The sequence below is a fragment of the Methylobacterium sp. A54F genome (assembly GCF_053346035.1).
In genome coordinates, this window is the sequence record NZ_JBKFBF010000012.1 from 40,896 (window position 1) to 58,707 (window position 17,812).

The 17,812-nt window shown below is 71.2% G+C and carries 18 protein-coding genes; 2 read left to right on the forward strand and 16 right to left on the reverse strand.

The genetic code is table 11. The annotated features are described in order from the left end of the window. Positions 1-9: 9 nt before the first annotated feature. From ACLBXP_RS19080 to ACLBXP_RS19135, 12 genes are all read right to left on the reverse strand, one after another. On the reverse strand, positions 10-2,022 hold the full coding sequence (locus ACLBXP_RS19080) for a hypothetical protein (protein WP_447669333.1): 2,013 nt from the start codon (positions 2,020-2,022) through the stop codon (positions 10-12). Positions 2,023-2,090: 68 nt separating this feature from the next. Further along, on the reverse strand, positions 2,091-2,729 hold the full coding sequence (locus ACLBXP_RS19085; protein ID WP_447669334.1) for a hypothetical protein: 639 nt from the start codon (positions 2,727-2,729) through the stop codon (positions 2,091-2,093). After that, positions 2,722-3,981 carry a hypothetical protein gene (locus ACLBXP_RS19090; RefSeq protein WP_447669335.1) on the reverse strand — a complete coding sequence of 420 codons (1,260 nt, stop codon included), beginning with the start codon at positions 3,979-3,981 and terminating at the stop codon, positions 2,722-2,724. The genes ACLBXP_RS19085 and ACLBXP_RS19090 overlap by 8 nt, the downstream gene beginning before the upstream one ends. A gap of 108 nt (positions 3,982-4,089) precedes the next feature. After that, positions 4,090-5,118 carry a putative phage tail protein gene (locus ACLBXP_RS19095; RefSeq protein WP_447669337.1) on the reverse strand — a complete coding sequence of 343 codons (1,029 nt, stop codon included), beginning with the start codon at positions 5,116-5,118 and terminating at the stop codon, positions 4,090-4,092. 74 nt (positions 5,119-5,192) lie between these two features. Continuing rightward, positions 5,193-6,230, reverse strand: coding sequence for a discoidin domain-containing protein (locus tag ACLBXP_RS19100; protein ID WP_447669338.1), 1,038 nt, complete (start codon positions 6,228-6,230; stop codon positions 5,193-5,195). Further along, entirely contained in the window at positions 6,230-7,300 is a 1,071-nt protein-coding gene (locus ACLBXP_RS19105) for a hypothetical protein (protein ID WP_447669339.1), read from the reverse strand. The genes ACLBXP_RS19100 and ACLBXP_RS19105 overlap by 1 nt, the downstream gene beginning before the upstream one ends. Positions 7,301-7,311: 11 nt before the next feature. Then, a complete protein-coding gene (locus tag ACLBXP_RS19110; RefSeq protein WP_447669340.1) occupies positions 7,312-8,400 on the reverse strand; it encodes a baseplate J/gp47 family protein in 1,089 nt (362 codons plus the stop codon). Then, entirely contained in the window at positions 8,387-8,923 is a 537-nt protein-coding gene (locus ACLBXP_RS19115; protein ID WP_447669341.1) for a phage GP46 family protein, read from the reverse strand. Before ACLBXP_RS19115 ends, ACLBXP_RS19110 begins: the two co-directional genes overlap by 14 nt. Positions 8,924-8,957: 34 nt before the next feature. Next, positions 8,958-9,464 carry a phage baseplate assembly protein domain-containing protein gene (locus ACLBXP_RS19120; protein WP_447669342.1) on the reverse strand — a complete coding sequence of 169 codons (507 nt, stop codon included), beginning with the start codon at positions 9,462-9,464 and terminating at the stop codon, positions 8,958-8,960. Continuing rightward, complete coding sequence (locus ACLBXP_RS19125) at positions 9,461-10,564, reverse strand: phage baseplate assembly protein (protein ID WP_447669343.1); 1,104 nt, start codon at positions 10,562-10,564, stop codon at positions 9,461-9,463. The genes ACLBXP_RS19120 and ACLBXP_RS19125 overlap by 4 nt, the downstream gene beginning before the upstream one ends. Next, on the reverse strand, positions 10,564-11,307 hold the full coding sequence (locus tag ACLBXP_RS19130) for a hypothetical protein (protein ID WP_447669345.1): 744 nt from the start codon (positions 11,305-11,307) through the stop codon (positions 10,564-10,566). Before ACLBXP_RS19130 ends, ACLBXP_RS19125 begins: the two co-directional genes overlap by 1 nt. 9 nt (positions 11,308-11,316) lie before the next feature. Continuing rightward, positions 11,317-11,793: a DNA circularization N-terminal domain-containing protein gene (locus ACLBXP_RS19135; RefSeq protein WP_447669347.1), complete on the reverse strand. Its 477-nt coding sequence runs from the start codon at positions 11,791-11,793 to the stop codon at positions 11,317-11,319. 70 nt (positions 11,794-11,863) lie between these two features. Between ACLBXP_RS19135 and ACLBXP_RS19140 the strand changes: the two genes are divergently transcribed. After that, on the forward strand, positions 11,864-12,139 hold the full coding sequence (locus tag ACLBXP_RS19140; protein WP_447669348.1) for a BrnT family toxin: 276 nt from the start codon (positions 11,864-11,866) through the stop codon (positions 12,137-12,139). Further along, a complete protein-coding gene (locus ACLBXP_RS19145) occupies positions 12,126-12,455 on the forward strand; it encodes a BrnA antitoxin family protein (protein ID WP_447669349.1) in 330 nt (109 codons plus the stop codon). The genes ACLBXP_RS19140 and ACLBXP_RS19145 overlap by 14 nt, the downstream gene beginning before the upstream one ends. Here the strand turns inward: ACLBXP_RS19145 and ACLBXP_RS19150 are convergent, their stop codons facing one another. The 4 genes from ACLBXP_RS19150 to ACLBXP_RS19165 all read right to left on the reverse strand — a co-directional run bounded on the left by ACLBXP_RS19150 (position 12,456) and on the right by ACLBXP_RS19165 (position 17,786). Further along, the gene (locus ACLBXP_RS19150; protein ID WP_447669351.1) at positions 12,456-15,299 is read right to left on the reverse strand and encodes a phage tail tape measure protein; all 2,844 of its coding nucleotides are present in this window, start codon (positions 15,297-15,299) and stop codon (positions 12,456-12,458) included. Between the two features lie 92 nt (positions 15,300-15,391). Continuing rightward, positions 15,392-15,772, reverse strand: coding sequence for a hypothetical protein (locus tag ACLBXP_RS19155; protein ID WP_447669352.1), 381 nt, complete (start codon positions 15,770-15,772; stop codon positions 15,392-15,394). 14 nt (positions 15,773-15,786) lie between these two features. Next, positions 15,787-16,149, reverse strand: a complete 363-nt coding sequence (locus ACLBXP_RS19160; RefSeq protein ID WP_447669354.1) for a phage tail tube protein — start codon at positions 16,147-16,149, stop codon at positions 15,787-15,789. Between the two features lie 89 nt (positions 16,150-16,238). After that, positions 16,239-17,786, reverse strand: a complete 1,548-nt coding sequence (locus tag ACLBXP_RS19165; protein WP_447669356.1) for a phage tail sheath subtilisin-like domain-containing protein — start codon at positions 17,784-17,786, stop codon at positions 16,239-16,241. Positions 17,787-17,812 lie beyond the last annotated feature (26 nt).

Genomic DNA, 17,812 nt, shown 5'->3' on the forward strand with positions numbered 1-17,812 from the left:
GTGGTGCCCTTAGCGCGTGGTGCCTTGCAGCCGGATTTCGAGCTGCATCGTGCCGGCGAGGGTGCGCGTCCCATCCCGCAGGCCGGCGAGGGTGATGCTCACGGTGCGCTCGCCCCGGAGGGTCGTTTGCACGATGAGCGGGTCTGTGGCTCCGGCCGCGAGGCCCAGGGCGGCGCGCGCCGCGAGCTGGACCGCCGCGTCCGTGGTCAGGGTCGAGGCAGCCGCCGGGTCGAAGGTGGCCCGGAAGGCCACCACGTCCCCGAGCGCCGCGAGCGCGCCCGTCGCCAGCCCGGAGGCTGCCGGGAGGCTGATGGAGCCCTCCACCGTCAGGGTGGACCCGGAGGTGAGGCTGGCCTGCGCCACGATCGTCACGCCCGCCGTGATGGTGAGCGCGGACGCTGCGGCTTCCCGGGCGAGCGCCCCGAGCGCGGCGACCGCCTCCAGGGAGGCGGTGGAGGCCGCGCCCGTACCCTGAGCCACCCCGAGGCGGATCGTGGGCTCCGCCCGCCCCGTAGCGCTCGCGGCCATCAGGACGGAGGCCGCGAGCTGGACGGACGTTTCGAAGGTTCGGGCCGCCACCGCCGGAGCGGTCGCCTGCCCGAAGCCTGCCCCGAGAACCGTGCCGGCCCCCGTCACGAGGGCCGATGCCAGGTGCTCGGCGAGCGCCGCCGGCAGGTTGACCGCAACCTCCATCCGCTGGGCGGCGCCGGCCGTCTGGCCGATGACCGCCCCGAGGTTCAAAGCTGCGACCACCTGGGCGGCCGCCGTGCTGGACTGTCTGGCCTGGAGGCCCACCGCGAGGCTGGCGTCCCCGCGGGCCTGCGCCGCCACCGTCGCGAGCGTCGCAGCGGCGATCGTCACGGCGGCCTCGTAGGTGCGCGGGTCGGTGCCGCTGTCCGCGACCGCGGAGAGCGCGACCGCCAGCACCGCTGCCTGCGTGGCCGTGATGCTGGAGCTGGCCCCGAACCCTGCCGCGAGCGCCAGGGGGAGGGCTTGTTCCATCGTCAGGCGCCCGCTCGCAGCCTGCCCCTGGGCCACCGCCAGCGCGAGCGCGGCGTAGACTGTCAGGGCGGCCATGGGCTGGAGCCCGAGCCCGGCGCCCAGGTTCACGGCCGTTGAGGCCGTCAGGGCACTGGAGGCGGCCGCTGAGGCGGCGACTCCCAGGCCCGCACCGCCCTGAACAACCCCGGCGGCAGCAGCCGTCTTCGGGGCACCCAGGGCCGCGCCGACGGTCACGCTGCCCGCAAGCTGCGCCGCCGCCAGACCGACGATGCCCGGCCGGACCCCGAGCCCCACCGGTCCCTGAAACAGGATGATGGCGCCGCCGCTGACACCGGATCGAGACCCGAGCGCTGCACTACCTGCCACGGCAGCTTGCGCTTGGAAGCCGGCGCCGCCCCGGAGGCCGACGCTGATGCTCGCCTCATAGGCCGTGCCTGCTGCCGGCGCATCGAGGCTGGCGAAGGTGGCGTAGCCGGTTGGTGGAGCGTAGGCAGGCGAGCCGGAAAAGTTGGCCGTGACGGTATCGCCGTCGAATGGCATCGCACTCGGGAACCACGTCTGGCCTGCCGGGACCTGAAAGCCGCCCGTGCCGGCCGCGGGGTTTCCGCCGAACAGCCAGACCCCGTTGCAGGAGCAGTACAGCATCCGGGCCGCCTCATCGAAGGCGATACCCATGATGCGCGGTGCAGCCGGCGGGCTGGAATGGTCGAGGTAGTCCGGGTAGCTACCGTCGGGGAGCGTCGAGCCGAGACTTATCGGTCCCGTGTTCTGTCCGTTATACGGATAGTAGGTGTATCCCGTGTTGAGTGCGGTCAGGTTGAAGTTCGGCGTCATGATCCCGGCGCAGCTGCCGAGAAAGGTTGTGTCTCCTTCGGTGTACTCGAAGTAGAGCCTCGAGCCGGCGGGATAGGACTTCGTTGCCCGCACACCGTACTGGTTGCCGCCGCAGTTCGCGGAGAGGTTACCGTTCGAGAGCGTCAGTCCAGCCGCCTTGTCGGCCGGGCTCCACGTCGTCGCCATGCAGGCCTCCTCGAACGCGAAGCGCCGCCCCGTGGGGCGGCCCCGTCAGGCCGGATGGGCGGCGGGCCTCAGCCGAGGCTCGGCCAGGCGATCGAAGCGGCCGCCACGATGGCGCCGTCGACGGTGGTCGAGGCATCGACCGCCGCCTTGCCCTGGAGGCGCGCCCGGCGGATCGCGGAGCCGGCGACGAGCCAGGCGTCGTAGGCCGCCTTGATCGAACGGGCGACGCCGAGCACGTCGGTGGCCAGCGCACCGGTATCCGGATCGCGGTCGAGGCCGACCGAGGCCGCGAGCATCGGGTACAGCTCGGCGGTTGCGGTCGCCGGAGCGGCCAGCGCGGCGAGGGCCTGCGTCTGCGCTTCCTGGTACTCCATCGCCTGACCGGCGCCGGGCGTCATCAGGCGCTCACGCAAGGCCTCGGCGCTGGCGTCGATCTCGGCCTTCAGCGCGGCCTTGCGAGTCTCGAGCGAGGCGAAGAGCCCGAAGGGCGCGAGCACCGCCTGCAAGCCTGCCATGGTCTGCGCAGCGGTGATCGGGTCGCGCGGCCAGATGCTCGGACGACCGGTGCCCCCGGTCACCTCGTCGCGTTCCTGCCAGGCGAGGAAGTCCGGATCCGTATCGCGGACGATCGTCGCGCGCGCAGAGCCGAACAGGTCGCCGTTGTCGCGCTGCCAGTAATGGTCAACTGGGTCGATGGACTTAAACAATCTGGCCTCCCGTCGAGACAGAGCCCGTGCCGGAGCCGGGCAGGATGGTGCTGCCCTGACCGTTGGTATCGATCAGGCCGTTGCTGGCGCAGAGGTAGCGGTTGCCGCTCGACGCACCGTTGAAGCTGATGCCCGGCGCGACGTAGATCTTGCCCGCCGACTTCGCGTAGGCCGCCGCCACGCTCCAGGCCGGCGAGCCGGACAAGGTGAAGCCGGGGCCGCCGAGCGAGACGATGCCGCCGTTCGCCTGGACGAGGCCGCCCATGTTGCCGGAAAAGAAGCAGCCGTCGCCGACGCCGATGATCGCGCCGTCGTTGGCCACGATGTGGAAGCCGCCGCCGGTGGCGAGCGACACGAAGGCCACGTTGTAGAGGAGCACGTAGGCGTTCGAGCCCACCGCGAAGGTGGTCTTGCCAGCCCCACTCGACTGGAAGGTCAGGCCCCGGAAGGTGATCTGGCCGGAGCCGCCGGCGGCGTGTGCCTGGCTGGCGTTGCCCTGGTCCGAGATGATGTAGGAGGCCTTGTTGGTCTCGTCGCCAAGGATCGTGAGATCGCCGGCCGTACGGTAGCCCTTGGCCATGCCCGGGTAGGTGCCCGGGATGCCGAGCTGCAGGATGAGGGGCTGCGCGATGCCGAAGGCGAGGATCGCCTTCTGGTAGGCCGCCGTGATCGTCTTGAAGGCCTTGGTCTGAAGGTTGGCCGAGCCGTCGTTGGTGTCGTCGCCGTCGGGCCGCACCCAGACGGTGGTGAAGCCGGCCGCGACGTTCTTCGAGACCTCCGAGATGGCAAAGCCCATCAGCCGGTAGGCCGTGCCGTCGAAGCACACGTCGAGGGGAATGTTCGGGACGAGGTCGCCGGCCGCGAGCGGCGTGCCGTCTCGGCGCACGAACGGCTTGGTGATGTTGTTCGTGGTGATCGTGCAGGGGCCGGTGTTCAGGAGCGTCGGGAAGACGCGGAAACCGAGACCCCGATACACGCTGGTGTGCGGCGTGATCGGCGTGATGACGAGGTCGTTGGCCGTGCCGCTCGTCAGGAAGGTCGAGAACTGGCCCGAGCGGATCGCCTTCAGGAGCTGCTTATGGTCGTCGTTCGTCGGGCTGATGCCGGCCTCGATGATCGCGTTGACGATCTCGCGCTGGGGCATCTCCACCGCCTTCGGGGGGATGCGCGAGCCCTGCTGCCCGGCAGCCAGGTTCTTGCCGACGAAGGCCGCGTTCGGGTCGAGCGAGCCGGTGGGCGCATTGTAGAGCATCGGGGTCTCCGGAGGCGGCAGGCACGTGCCGTCGGCCGGCGGAGCGCTCGGGCTCGCCGTGACGGGTCGGGCAGGGTCGGGAAGCGGGTGAGGAAGCGGGCCGGCCGCTCAGGCGGTCGGCAGGTAGCGGAAGATCAGCTGCGTCGACGGCGGGCAGGCGCGCCTCAGCACGCACTCGAGGTCGTTAGCGGAGAGGAAGCCCTCGATCGGGTCGAAGGCGCACTCGGCCTCGTCGACCCGGAAGGTGGTCGAGCCGAGGCTCGTCACGGTGGCGACCCAGAACTTCCAGATCGTGCCGTTCGGGTCGAAGTCGTAGGCCTCGACCGGGGTGTCGTCGCAGGCCGCGTCATCGCACAAGCCCCAGGCCTCTAGGGTCTCGCCCGCGACCTCGTCGCCGAAGGCGAGCGCCGCGCCGTTCGCGTAGCTCTCGACCCGGGTACCCTCGCGCTCGACGAGCTGCCGGCTGTCCTCGACCGGGGTCCAGTCGCACTCGCAGTCGTCGGCGAGCGCATAGATCTCGACGAGGCCGCCGCCGTCGCACTCGCTCTCGTCGGCGTAGAAGAAGCCCTCGACGAGCCCCGGTGCGATGCATTCGCTCTGGTCGCACATCGCCTGAGTCGGCTCCTCGACGAGCACGTCGTAGCCGACGCTCGCCGCGAGGCAGCGCATGTACTCGGGGCTCGAGCCGCCGATCGCCCCGAAGCGCACCCGCACAGCGTTGATGCGGTTGGCGATCGCGCTGCGCGAGGGCAGGCAGGCGTCGGGCAGGCCGAGCTCCTGCTCCCAGTCCGGCAGCGCCGTGGTGATGGCGCTCGGGAAGACCTGCGAGGCCAGCGCGAAGTCGCGGGCGTTGAGGTCGGCCGCCCACTTCGCGACCGCCGTCCAGAAGAAGCGCATCACCGGCGAGGCGCCGCGTCCGTCGCCGGCCTCGTCGGTGCCCCAGGCCGGCCCGCGCGGGGTGAGCGCGAGCACCGCCGGGAGCAGGTCGTCGCCGGTCGGGTTCGACTGGCGATCGGCGATCGAGGGCGGCGTCGCCGAGAGAATGGCGCAGGGCCATCCCGCCGCGAGCGCGTCAGGGCCGCCGAGGCGGATCCGGGCGCTGTCCGCCGTGAGCGTGGTGCTCGATGCCAAGGCCATCAGTGTGATGCTCCGCCTGCGGCCGCGTCGGTCCCGGCCCAGCCGAGGTCATGGCCCTTGCAGCGACGAGGGCCTCAGGGGGATTGCAGCATCGTGCACTCGATCATGCCGGGGTTGGGCCCACCAGCGTTCTCGATCTGCACGCGGAAGTAGGAATATTTCGCGCGCTTGGCGGCCGCGATCAGGTACTTCGTCGGGTAGCCCTGCTGGGTCGCCACACCGGTCCCGAGATCGGTGAAGCTGGTCCCGTCGTTCGATCCCAGGAACCGGAGGGTCGCCCCGGCCGCCTCGCGGTGGTTGATGATCAGCGCGCCGATCTTCACGGGCGCGGGGAACCCGCGTTGGCACCAGGTCGTGACGTTGCCGGCGTTGGCCCAGTCCGCCGAACCCCCATCGAAGGCGTTCGCAGCGATGTAGCGGGAGTCGTACTCGGACTTGGCCAGCGCCGTGTAGCCGGACGGCGCAGTGTTGCTCGTCATGAAGGGCAGAGACTGGATGAACTCGTGGTCGCCGAGCCCCCAGGCCGCGAAGCCGGCATAGCGGGAGACCGACGTGTCGAGGGTGACCGTCACGCCGTTGTAGGCGGGGTTGCAGCCGGGCGCCCAGTAATTGTCGCCGTTGACCCCGAGGTTGTAGCCGGTCGCCGGCGTCGCGGGGTTCGAGCCCGACGGGTAGAGGGTGCCGTTGACGACGATCCAGGCCCGACGGTTGTCGGTGTCGAGGAGGATGTCCACGACCGCCGCGCCGCTGGTCGCCGGGATGCTGGTGGCCGCAACAGCGTTGACGTTGACGCCGCCGCCGCTTGAGACCGACAGCCCACCCCCTCCCGTCGACTGCCCCGGAACGGTGTCGGTCCAGACATTGGCAGCGTTCGCGGCGTAGCCTGACAGTCCGACAATGAATGCGCCCGTCGTGACGAACCGGAACGAGTACTTGCCGGACCCGCTCGACCGGGCGGCCTGCGAGCGCGCGTAGGGCGCGCCGCTCGCGTTGTCGTAGCCGACGGTGCGGTTGCCGTTCGAGTAGACTGCGCCGGCACCGAGGGCGGGCGCGAAGGCTGCCGAGAGGGCGGCCGCACCGCCCAGCATCATCGCGTGGAGCCCGCCGAGCATTACGCGTACGCCTTCTGGTAGGAGCAGAGCAGGTTCGTGCCGTCGTAGTAGTAGGCGAGGGCATCGACCGCCCCGGCCGCGGTCGAGGCGATCGGCTTGTCGCCGGGAAACTTCCAGAGCGAGCCGAAGGTCAGCGTGCGCGAGCCGGTGGCGTCCTGCACGAGGCGGATCAGCCCCGACTGTCCGGCCTTGAGGTTCGTCGGGTTGGCGAGCGTGGTGTTGCCGGCCAGCGTGACGCTCGCGTTCAGGAAGGTCGAGGCGTCGGGCGTGATCGTCGCCGCCCAGGTCAGCGTCACCGGAACCTGGGCCGCCCAGAGCGCGGCGACCGAGAGCACCTTGTTGGCCGCGTTGGCGAGCACCTGCGCGGCCGTTCCGAACCAGGTGTCGTCGAGGATCCTGCGGGCGACGCCCCCCATGAAGGCCTTGAATACGCCGGCCGCGTTCCAGAGCGCGCCCTCGACCGGGGTGGTGGGATCCACACCGGAGGGGATCCGGAGCGAGGCCCGCCCGGCGGCCGAGGCCGCCAGGATCTGCTCGCCGGTCGCGGCCTGAGAGCCGTCGCGCTTCATGAAGGCGGTGCCGTCGACCGTCGAGGCCGAGCCGGCCGCGGCCTGCGCGTAGCCCTGAGCCTGGTCGCGATACCCCTGCGCCTGGTCGCGATACCCCTGCGTCGTGGTGATCGTGGCATCGGCCGCGAGGCGGTCGGTGTGGGCCGCTGCGGCATCGCCCCCCGTCGCGGTCACGGCGGCCTGCACCGTCGCCAGCGCGCTGTCGATGGCCGTCGCCGCCGCCTGGATCGGAGTCGCGATGGCATTGATCTGGCCGAGCAGCGAGAGCAGGTCCGAGATCGTGCCGAGGTCGGCGATCAGGGCGTCGACCTCGCCTTGCGTGTAGGCCCCGGTCTGATGGGCCGTGACCCCGTGCGGGTTGTCGCGGTCGTTGGCGTGGTTCTGCAGGGTGAGCGCGTTGGTGTTGCCCTTGTCGAAGGCGCCGCGCAGGTTATCGCCGGTGCCGTCGTCGTCGTAGGTGCCGGTGTTGACGACTTCGAGGTCGATCGGATCGGCGGACATCGGGGGCGCCCTCAATCGGTGTAGGTGACGGCGCCGAGCACCGGCATCTGGCCGGGCTCGACGGGGATGTCGGCGGCGGGCGCGACGATGACGTGGCGCTCCTCGCCGGTGGCCCGGGCGATCGCCTCGTCGAGCCAGGAGCGCGAGAACAGGCCCGAGCCGTCGGGACGGCCGGGTTCGGCGCGATCGGCGAAGGTCGCGGCGAGCTCCGTCTCGACCGAGGTGCGGATGTCGATCGTGTCGGGGGTCAGCCCCTGGATCAGCACAGGCACGGCGAGCGGGGTCGGGACCACCGCGTAGGCTCGGGCCGTCACGGGGCGCCGGACCGGATCGGAGATGTAAGCCTGCACGAGCGCGCGCTGGCCTTCCGTCGGAATGCCGTTCGGCCGGTCGGTCACCGTGAAGGCGACCCAGACCGAGCGCTGGTCGTTGGCGAAGCTGTCGACCCAGACCCGGTCGACCTGCGCCAGGGCTTCGCGGGCCCAGGTCTCGTAGTCGGGCGAGGAGCCGCCCTGCGCCGCGCGCCGCCGGCGGGCGAGCACGCGGGCCCGGAACACCTCCAGGTCCTCCTCGTCGGCGCCGCCGGCGAGGCCGCCGGGATCGACGCTCGCCAGGGTGTCGAGGCCCTCGATCGGTTCGTCGACGAGGCTGAGATCCTCGCCGGCCTCGCAGTTGCCGATCAGCCCGGCCGCATCGGCCTGGACGGGCAGGCTGACGCTGTTCGTGGTGGCGGTCGCGCCCGCGATCGTCGTGTAGGTGACGCCGTCGGCCCGGGTGAACTGCAGGCCGGACGGCACCACCGTGTACTGCGCGGCGGCCAAGGTGATCGTGCCCATCGCCCGTGCGGGCGGATCGATCGTGAGCCCGACCTCGAAGCCGTGCCGGATCAGCCACTCCCGCGCCGCCGTCGAGGCGAACATCTGCTGGTACAGCCAGCGCCGGCGCAGCTCGTGCTCAAAGTTGAGGAGCGCCAGCACCTTGCCGATGACGACGAAGCTGTTGGCCCAGACGCTCGCCACCGCGCCGGGGATGCTTTGCGTGAAGAAGGCGCGCGCCTCGCGGCCGAGCTCGGCCAGCGGGCGGATGCTATAGCCGGCCATCGGCGCGTCTCCAGAGCAGGTCGAATTGCGGCGCGTAGACTGCGCGGCCGTCGCGGCCGTAGAGGGCGACCTGCAGCAGGACGCGGCCGCGGGCCTTATCGACGGTGGCTGCGGTGGTGATGCGCACCACCGCGCCCTGGCCGATCAGCGGCTGCAGGGCGCGCTCGGCCTCCGCCGCCATCTCGCGGCCGGTCTCGTCCGTCAGCTCGTGCCGGCGGTAGATCCAGAGCTTCGAGCCGAGCGGCGCCTCGCCGCCGGCCGTGTCGACGTCGAAGCCATCGCCCGGCCAGCCCCGGCGGTCGCCGCGGTGCTCGAAGCGCAGCTCCCAGGTCTCGGCGCGGGCGTCGGTGAACAGCAGCAGGATCGCGGCGGTGCGCAGCGGGTTCGCGGCCACGAGGCCGCCGACGCCGCCGTCCTCGGGGCGCTCGGAGATCGCGAAGTCGCCGACGGTCCCGTCGAACAGGACGTCGGGCGGCAGCACCGCCACGCCGGCATCGGCGAGCGGCGTGAGGGTGAGCTGCATGGGGTTCGGCTCCCGGGCGGCGGGCGCCGCCGGTTCAGACCTTCGCGAAGACGACCGAGGAGGGGCCGGCCTGCGTCATGACGGCCGAGCCGCCCTCGCCGCCGAGATCGACCCGGCCGGCCCGGACGGTGACGGTGGTGCCGCCCACCGTGATGGTGACCTTGTCCTGGCCGGTGATCGCGATCGTCTTGCCGGTCATCTTCTGCGGGCGATCGGCCGCATCGTGCCAGACCCCGTCCTCGCCGAGCATCCGCGTCGCGTTGCCGGCCGCGTCGTAGAGGACCGTCTGGCCCTCCTTCAGCTTCTTCGGCCGCTTGTCCTGGTGCTCCAGCCCCAGGAAGGCGACGAGGCTGCGCTCGCCCGATCCGGCGAGGCCGATCCCGTGCGAGCCCTTCGGCGCGTGGCTCGCGAGGCCGTGCTGGCGGACGACGTGGACCTTGTCGAGCTCTTCGCCGGCATAGCCGTAGCCGCTGCCGGTCTGCAGATCGCCGTCGTCGTTCGTTTCCTTCAGCTCGGCCCGGAAGAGGTGCGTGCGGCTCATTCCTCGTCCTCGTCGACGTCGGAGCCGGGATCGAACACCGCGTCGGACTTGCCCATCCCGGCCTTGCCGCCCTGCGCCTTCGGGTCGACGAAGGTGAGGTAGGCGAGCGTGCCCTCGTCCCCCTGGCGGAGGTTCGCCGTGGAGAGCGTGTAGTCCGCGTCGATCATCTCGGGATCGCACACGAGCGCCATCAGCAGCCCGGGCAGCCAGAGCTTCCCGGCCTCGTCGCGCCAGGTGGAGACCTTCGGCTTGATCGTGGTGCCGAAGCCCGCCCGGCGCAGGCGCTCCCAGCGCAGGCGCTTCTTCAGCTCCTTCTTCGACCAGTCGCCCTCGGGCAGGACCAGGAGCGGACGGTTGCGGCCCACGCTCTCGTCCGTCTCGCGCGCCTCGAGGCGCAGGGCATCCTTGCCCACGCCGCCGGCGCGCTGGCCGCGCCCGACGATGGGGCTGAACTTCTGGTCGCAGTTGATCGCGACATCCATCTCCTCGACGGGCGACTGCCCCAGCACCAGCGCGCCGGCATGGCGCTTGGTGCCGGCCCGGGTGATGTTGATCGAGCCGTCGGGCAGGCCCTGCAGCATCATCCCGACCCGGCGGGCCTCCCGCTCGATCGTCTGGAAGATCGTATCGCCGGGCTGGCGCTGGATCTTATCGATCTTCGCGAGCTTCTGATCCGAGACGAAGCCGCACCGGACCTCGTCGAGCTCGCGCGCGGCCTCCAGCAGGGTCTTGTTCTCGATGCGGCCGGTCTTGTGCTTGACCGGGTGGCAGTCGACGGCGTCGGCGGCCTTCGACTTGCCCGAAAGGCTGACGACCTTCTTGTTCCCGGGCCCGTACTTGGCGTTGTACTTCGTGACGTAGCCCTGGCAGAGCAGGTCGCCGCCGCCTGGCTTTGCGCCGCCGGCGGCGGGCGTGGTGCGCAGCTCGATCGCCTTGCCCTGGCGCAGGCGCATCGCCTCCGGCCCCCAGGACGGGTTCGTGGCGGTGAGGTCGAACGAGATCTCCGCCGACTCCATCGAGAGGTCGACGGACACCTCCTGCCAGCCGATCAGCGCGTAGCCGTCGACCAGGATGCTGACGATCTCCTCGACGAAGGGCATCAGGTGGCGTCCGGCGCGACGGCCTCGATCGTGGCCGGCATGAACAGGGGCGTGCCGCAGCGGTTGCGCAGCACGAGCTCGTCGGCGCGGCCCGGGTCGCCGTAGAGGTCCCAGGCGATCAGCGTCGACGGGAATGCGCGGTTGGCCGAGACCTGAACGACCGGCTGCAGGGTGGTGGCGCGTTGCACGAGGTAGGCGGAGCACTCGCGGGCCGCGGTGCCGAGCACGCCGAGGACCGCCTGGCCGAGCGTCGCGGCGATGCGGTCCCCCGCGGCGTCGTAAGCGGCCGCGATGCGGGCCCGCGCCTCGGAGGCCGCGCGGCGGTCCGTGAAGGCGGTCCGGGCCTCAGCCAGGAAGGCCTCGCCGAGGCAGGCGACCTCGACGCTGGCGGCAAGCGCCCGGGCGAGCCCGTACTGCCGGGTCAGCGCCGGCGAGGCGGAGCGCGGGAAGGCGCCGGTGGCACGCGCCGCCGCGGCGTAGAGGCCGGCGCTGGCATCGCCCGGCTCAACGGCGCGGGCGAGCGCCTGGACGTCGGAGACGAGCTCGGCGCCGAGGCTCGCGAGGTCGGCGCGCGTGCGCAGCCGCGGTGCCCCGAACCGGACGATGCGCTGGCAGGAGGTCGCCACGCTCGTCGCGACCGCCGCCGCAGCCGGGAGGGTCGCGGCGAGATCTGCGACGATGCCGGCGAGCGCGGCCGCCGACACAGCGGCGCCGGCGAGGGAGCCGCTCGGGATGTCAGCCATCGGGCGTCCTCAGAATGGCAGGGCGTCGAGCGCGTCGGAGACGAGGTCGGCGAGGCCGTCGAGGGCGCCGGCCGCAATGCGGTCGCCGAGCGGGATCGCCGGGAAGCCGGCGCCGTCCTGCCCGGCCTCGATGAAGTCGAGCTCGAACGCGACGAAGCCCAGCGCATCCTTCTTGTGGGAGGGGCCGCAGCCCTCGCAGCGCACCTGGTGGCTGCCGAACAGCGGCAGCACCAGGGTCGCGGCGCCGCGGGTCGAGCAAGCCTCGATCAGCGCCCTGGCCTGCGCATCCGCCCCGTCGTTGGCGATGTAGGCGCGGATCCGGAATTCGCGGGGCAGCCGCCCCATGTCCTCGGTCGCGTGGACCTCCGCCTTGACGTACTCGTGTCGGGCGATCCGGCGGCCGGTCTTCGGGAGCGCCTCCTCCTCGACGTGGAAGGGCACGCCCCGGAACGAGGCGGGCCGGAGCGTCTTCGGCCAGTTGCGCATCGGTCCCGCCCTACGGCTGGTATATACAGAAATCTCTTGCCAGCGGACAATTCCTGTATATACTCAAATCATGAAGTTCACCTACGGCGAGCCGAAGCGGCAAGCGAACATCGCCAAGCACGGCTTCGATCTCGCCGAGTTCGAGGCCGCCTTCGATTTCGGTCGCTTCCTCACCATCCCGGCCCAGCCCAGCCGAACCGGGCGCGAGCGCTTCAAGCTCATCGGCACCTGGCGCGGCACGGTGGTGGTTGTCGCGATCGTCTCGCCGCTGGGGACCGAAGCCGTCGACGTCGTGAGTGTGCGGCGCGCCAACGCAAGGGAGATCGCCCGCTATGACGAAGCCTGAGCATGCCCCCGGGTACGTCCCGAACGACGCCTACACCCAGGATGATTGGGACGCGGTGTCCGACAACCCGCCGCTGACCGACACCGAGCTGGCCGCCGCCCGGCCGGGCCCAGCCGGCATGCCCGCGGCGATGGCCGAGGCGTTCCTGAGGCGCGCCGGTCGACCGAAGGCCCCCGTGCGGCGGGTGCCGATCTCGCTGCGCGTCGATCCCGACGTGCTGGCCGCCTACAAGGCGGATGGGCCCGGCTGGCAGACCCGCATGAACGAGACGCTGCGGCGGGGCGCCGCCCGCCTGAAGGCCTCGCCCAAGGGGTGATCAGCGCGTGCCCGGCGTACCGGCGGCACCCGGCATCGAGACCGCGCCGGGCCGCGCTCCGCTGGAGGAGAGCGGGATCTTGGCCACGGCCCGGCCGGCGGCCGCCTCGACCTTGGCGTTGAGCATCGGCTCGTTGAGGGTGACGCTGACGTTCACCCGGTTCTCGACGCTGACCTCGGCCGAACCCGTCACCGGTGGGATCTCGGTGATCTTCGCCGTGATCTGATCGGGCTTGACCGTCGCCTCGATCGGCTTGCCGCCGTTGGCGGCCGTCGCCGAGGCATTGGCCGCCTTGTCGAGGGTGTTGTTAAGCGCCGCGACCTGACCGGAGGCGTCCGAGCCCGAGGGCAGGGATACCACCTCGACGGGCATCGTCTTGCCGCCCGCCCCGAAGCTGTAGGCCCCGACGGACGGCGTCTTCTCTGTCTCGCCCCCGGCCCAGGCCGGAGCATTCCGCTTCCACCAGTCCTGCAGCCAGGGCCGTTCGGGGGCGAGCCCAGCCATGGGGCTTTCCTCGAGCGCGCCGCCGGTGGCGTAGTCGATCCCGGCGGCGCCCTTCTCGGCGGCGAGGTTCGGCATCACCTTGGCGGTGGCGTAGCCCGCGAAGGCCGCGCCCGCGATCGTGGCGATCGCCAGCGAGGGCACCGCGAGGCCGCCTGCCGCAGCACCACCGGCTGCAGCTCCGGCCGCACCCGCACCACCACCCGCTGCAGCACCAGTTGCACCGCCCACCACGGGCGCTGCCACCTTGCCGCCCAAGCCGAGGAGCGTACGCAGGAGGGTGATCGAGCCCCAAGCGCTCGCGCCGAGGAGGCCGGCGCCGGCGCCGAGGGACAGGCCCTGCTGCGCGCCCTCCGGTAGCTTCGAGAAGCCGTCGAGGCCGGTACCGATCGCGTCGGCCGTCGCCTTAATCAGGCCGGAGTTGGCGGTACCGATCGTCAGCACCAGGTTCTCGAACGAACCCTTGAGGTTCTCCACGGCACCGCCGAGGCCGGCAAACACCTCGTCGGCCTTCTTCTTCGCCCAGTCGGGATCGTCGCCCGCGCGGTTGATCGCCTCGCGCGAGGCCTTGAACTCGTCCCACTGGCGCTGGGTGATGGCGCCCTTGCCGCCGTGCTTGTCCGTCAGCCAGGCGTTGAGCTGGGGCAGCGTCATGTTCTTCGACATGGCCGCGTTCAGCAGGCCCTCGGCGTCGACGCTCTGCCCCGACACCCCGTAGAAGGTGTTGGCCGCCTTCGCCGCATTCTTGGCGTCGGAGGCCCGCACGACGCCCTTCTTGGTCTTGCCGAGCAGCGGCCCGGCCGCCTCGGTCACGGCGGCGACGTACTTGCCGCGATCGGCGAGCAGCGCCTTGTCGGCGTTGATCGCGTCCATCTTCGCGCGCACGGCCGGCGTGAAGCTCTTGCCGAGCTTGTTCTGGAACTGGCCCTCGAGGGCGCTGGTGTCGAGCTTGTCCGGCATGCGAACGTAGTCGGAATGCTTGATCCCGGCCGCGTTGAGCGCCGCGATCCCCTTGTCGGTCGGCGCGACGATCTTCGAGGCCATCGAGCGCATGGCCACGCCCGCCTCGTCACCGCGCAGGCCGCCGCGGCGGGCGAGCGCGCCGAGCGTCATCATGGTCTCGGTCGAGAGCCCCGCCGAGGTCGACGAGGCGGCCGCGTACTTCACGAACTGGCCGACGTCCTCGCCGTTCATGCCGCCGAGCTTGGCCATCTTCACGAGTTGGTTGGTGGCCTTGTTGGCCTCGGAGAGCGCCTTCTCTTTCGTGGAGATGTCCTTGCCGGTGGCCTGCAGGTAGGACCGAATGACCTCGGTTCCCTCCTTGAGGTCGGTCTCCATCAGGGTCGAGTAGTTCCGGACGTTGCCGACGATGCCCTCGGCCACCGCGGCCTTGAGGGCGGGCGAGAAGCCTGCGGGCAGGCCTTGCATCGCGGCCGTCTGCGCCTTCACGACGTCGATGTTCGAGAACTGTGTCTCCTGGCCGATGCGCTTGGCCTGGGCGAGGAGCCCCGCCTGGTCGTCGCCGGAGATGTCGGTGAAGACCTTCTGCTTGCGCACCGCGAGGTCGAACTCGGCGGCCGAGGTGATCGCGTCCTTGGCGATCTCCTTGCCCTTGTGACCGGCCGTGACCGCGGCGCCGGCGCCGAGCACGCGACCGGCCTCCAGGCGCTCGGCCCGGCGCTCGGCGCGCGCGTTCGCGGCCGCCTCGGCATCCTTCTGACGGCGCGCCCGGGCGGCGTTGCCCGCCAAGCCCATGCCCTCCACGAGGTAGCGGTCCTGCGCGATCCTCGCCATGGTCTGGCGCCCGGAGGCGCTCATGCCGCCCGCGAGGCGATCCTCCGCGTGCAGGACCGCTTGCCGGCGGCGGATCGCGCCGGTGGTGCGGTCGATCTCCTTGCCGAGGCGGGCCTGCTCACCGACGAGCCCCTTCACCGAGACGCCGCTCTGGGAGAGGGCCGAGCGCGAGGACAGCACGGCCGCCTTCTGCCGCTCGTAGGACGCGGTCGCGGCCTCGACGGCAGCCTGCGCCCGTCGGTTGGCGAGCTCCAGCGCCTTGGTCGGCTTGGCGGCGTTCGCAAGCGCGCGTGCCGCCTCGTCGGCCGCGCGCCGCGCCGCCTGCATCTCGCCCCGTGCCTGGTAGAAGGCCGAGCGCTTGCCGGTGTAGTCCGCGATGCCCTTGAGGCCGTCTTGGGCGCCCTTCAGCGCCTTCGACATGCGGTCGATCTCGGCCGAGACCTTCGCGCCCTTGCCGACGTCCCGGAACTTGCGGGCGATCTGGTCGAAGACCTTGCCGGTGCGGTCCTCGGCCGAGATGACGGCCTTGGCTTCGATGATCCGGCTCATGGCTCAGCCTCGCCCGCGCCGCGCCGCTTCCCGCTTGCGCTTCTCGGCGCGGGCGACGGCGCGGCCGTACCAGTGGATGATCTGCGACGGGCTCAGTCGTCCGACGGCGTCGAGGGGCTGGTCGAGCTCGAAGACGATGTCGTCGGCGAGGTCTGCGAGGGTGCGGCGGCCACGTCGGGCGCCCGGAAAAAACCCAGGATCGCCTTGCGCACCTCGCGGGCCACGCGCCAGCCCTGGTCGTTCAGCATGAGCCGGTCGCCCGGCTCCTGTATGCAGGCCTCGGCGTAGGCCCAGATCACCTCGGGCTTCTCGATCTGGAAGACGATCCCGTCCTCGCTCTGACCGATCGAGTAGGGCTCGCCGCCGCACGAGATGTACTCGTCGTAGGTCGGCTCACGCAGCACGATCTCTCGGATCATGCCCTTGTGGCCCTCGACGGGGGTCGGCAGCGGGATGCGGACCATCTTGGTCATCGTTCAGCTCCGCCTCACCGCGCCAGGTACTTGTCGCTCTCGATCTTCAGCCCTGAGACCTCGCCGGTCTCGGTGTCGATCGAGGGATCGCCCGACCAGTTCGCGTTGGTGAACAGGTGGGTGACCCGGGCGTCGGTCTCGACGAAGGTGACGTTGAGCTCGTCGAGCATCATCGCCTCGTCCCACTTCAGGCCGACGCCCCGGTCGAAGGTGAGGTCGAGGCTCGCGAGCTTCGGCTTCACGTTCGAGTAGCCGGTGCCGTCCATGTTGACGCCGTTCTCGCGCGTGGCGCGCGCCGGGCTGATCGAGGCCTTGCCGCGCCCCGAGTAGGTGCGGCCGTTCATGTCGAGCGTGAACCGCCCGCCCTTGGTGTCCATGGAAGGTCTCCGGGGTCTGTCGTGAGGTCGGGATCAGGGGATGACGGGGCCCGGCGCGGGGCGGGAGGCTCGCGCGCCGGGCGTCGGGCTCACTGCAGCGAGCCGTTCGCGTCCGTCAGCTCCTGGAAGAAGGTGATGTTCGAGGCGAAGATCCGGAGCTGGTTCGCCCCGTCGATCGGCGAGTAGTTGTTGACCCGGTTCGGGTCGCTCGAGCGCTCGACGATCATGAACTTCGCGAACAGCTCCGGCTTCTCGACGATGCCCGCCACCTCGCTGAGCTCGGTGTAGGCGTGGATCATCGTGTTCTGGATCTGCTGGACGGTCGCCACGCCCTGCAGGCCGCGCGGGTTGTCGTCGCGCAGGACGTGGCGCGGGTAGGTCGAGGTGATGATCAGCCGGATGTAGCGCTTCACGTAGGCCGCGATCGCCACCGTCTCGATGTCGAGGAAGGTGATGTCGGGCTGACCGTAGAGGTTCGTCTGGTAGGTGGTGAGCACGCGCTCGATGGCGATCGAACCGTCGTTGTTCACGTTGAGGCCGGAGATGCCGTTCATGTAGAGGCTCTGCCGGTCGGCCTTGGCCCAGCGGTCCGCGGCGCTCTTCGGCGGGCGCAGGCCGGTGATCACCAGGGTCTGCAGCGGCCGGGCGATCTCGATTGCCTCGGTGAGGGGGCGCCCAAGGTTCTTCGAGAAGGCGACGACCGCGGCGAGCCCGGCCACGATCGACCAGATCGGGTTCGGGTAGTTCAGGACGCCCAGGATCGTGGCGTGCCGATCATTGCGGGCGGCACCCAGCGTGGTCAGCGCCGAGAGGTTGCCGTTGACCGCGGTGATGTAGTGGCCGTCGAGGTCGACGGTGGGCGACCAGCGCCCCGTGCCGGAGTCGGACAGGAAGTCGCGCGAGGCGTTGAGCTGGGCGAGGCTCGCGTAGGGGCTGGCGATCCAGTCGAAGGCGGTCGAGCCGAGGGCGGCGAGCGCGGCAGCGATGTCGACGTCGCCGGCGCCGCCCGTCATCGGGGTCACCGCGATGGTGAGGCCGGCCGGGTCGAGCTCGTCCCCGTCGAGCCCGTCCTCGATGCGGATGCCGTTGCCCTCGGTGCCGGTGTGGCGCGCGGTGAGGTTGACCTTGCCGGCTGTGACGCCGTCGACGGCGGCCGTGACGGGGGCACCCATCCGGCGGTTGAACTTGGTGTAGCCCCGGCCGATCGCGGCAACGAGGGCGGCCGCGACCGTCGCGGCGGTGTCGCCGATCGCCACGCCGACGCTGTAGCGCTCACCGGCGATGTAGCGCACGAGGGTGCCGGACGCGGTGGCGGTGCCCGTCAGGGTGATCGCGCCGGCCGCGGCGCTGGCGCCCACCGGATCGCCGACGTTCATCGCCCAGATCTCGCCGATCGGGTTGTGGAAGCGCGCGATGGCGATCATGTCGGCGAGCATCGAGCCCTGCCCGGCCAGCCCGTTCGGGTCGGTCGAGCCGAGATTGCGCGGCGTCCGAGCCGGCAGGTTGGCGCCGGCGAGCGCCCGGCCGAGCAGGATCAGCCGGGACAGGCCGGAGTAGGGCGGGATGCCCGCGTTCACCTCGCCGTAGAAGAGCGGGACGCGGGCGTCGCCCGGCACGTTGTTGAAGGCGACGGACATCGCGCGGGTTCTCCAAAAGCGGAGGC

Excerpts from the sequence above, each read along its gene's own strand:
- ACLBXP_RS19080 (WP_447669333.1), bottom strand. The coding sequence starts at position 2,022 with ATGGCGACGACGTGGAGCCCGGCCGACAAGGCGGCTGGACTGACGCTC.
- ACLBXP_RS19090 (WP_447669335.1), bottom strand. The coding sequence starts at position 3,981 with ATGCTCTACAATGCGCCCACCGGCTCGCTCGACCCGAACGCGGCCTTC.
- ACLBXP_RS19095 (WP_447669337.1), bottom strand. The coding sequence starts at position 5,118 with ATGGCCTTGGCATCGAGCACCACGCTCACGGCGGACAGCGCCCGGATC.
- ACLBXP_RS19100 (WP_447669338.1), bottom strand. The coding sequence starts at position 6,230 with ATGCTCGGCGGGCTCCACGCGATGATGCTGGGCGGTGCGGCCGCCCTC.
- ACLBXP_RS19105 (WP_447669339.1), bottom strand. The coding sequence starts at position 7,300 with ATGTCCGCCGATCCGATCGACCTCGAAGTCGTCAACACCGGCACCTAC.
- ACLBXP_RS19110 (WP_447669340.1), bottom strand. The coding sequence starts at position 8,400 with ATGGCCGGCTATAGCATCCGCCCGCTGGCCGAGCTCGGCCGCGAGGCG.
- ACLBXP_RS19115 (WP_447669341.1), bottom strand. The coding sequence starts at position 8,923 with ATGCAGCTCACCCTCACGCCGCTCGCCGATGCCGGCGTGGCGGTGCTG.
- ACLBXP_RS19120 (WP_447669342.1), bottom strand. The coding sequence starts at position 9,464 with ATGAGCCGCACGCACCTCTTCCGGGCCGAGCTGAAGGAAACGAACGAC.
- ACLBXP_RS19125 (WP_447669343.1), bottom strand. The coding sequence starts at position 10,564 with ATGCCCTTCGTCGAGGAGATCGTCAGCATCCTGGTCGACGGCTACGCG.
- ACLBXP_RS19130 (WP_447669345.1), bottom strand. The coding sequence starts at position 11,307 with ATGGCTGACATCCCGAGCGGCTCCCTCGCCGGCGCCGCTGTGTCGGCG.
- ACLBXP_RS19135 (WP_447669347.1), bottom strand. The coding sequence starts at position 11,793 with ATGCGCAACTGGCCGAAGACGCTCCGGCCCGCCTCGTTCCGGGGCGTG.
- ACLBXP_RS19140 (WP_447669348.1), top strand. The coding sequence starts at position 11,864 with ATGAAGTTCACCTACGGCGAGCCGAAGCGGCAAGCGAACATCGCCAAG.
- ACLBXP_RS19145 (WP_447669349.1), top strand. The coding sequence starts at position 12,126 with ATGACGAAGCCTGAGCATGCCCCCGGGTACGTCCCGAACGACGCCTAC.
- ACLBXP_RS19150 (WP_447669351.1), bottom strand. The coding sequence starts at position 15,299 with ATGAGCCGGATCATCGAAGCCAAGGCCGTCATCTCGGCCGAGGACCGC.
- ACLBXP_RS19155 (WP_447669352.1), bottom strand. The coding sequence starts at position 15,772 with ATGACCAAGATGGTCCGCATCCCGCTGCCGACCCCCGTCGAGGGCCAC.
- ACLBXP_RS19160 (WP_447669354.1), bottom strand. The coding sequence starts at position 16,149 with ATGGACACCAAGGGCGGGCGGTTCACGCTCGACATGAACGGCCGCACC.
- ACLBXP_RS19165 (WP_447669356.1), bottom strand. The coding sequence starts at position 17,786 with ATGTCCGTCGCCTTCAACAACGTGCCGGGCGACGCCCGCGTCCCGCTC.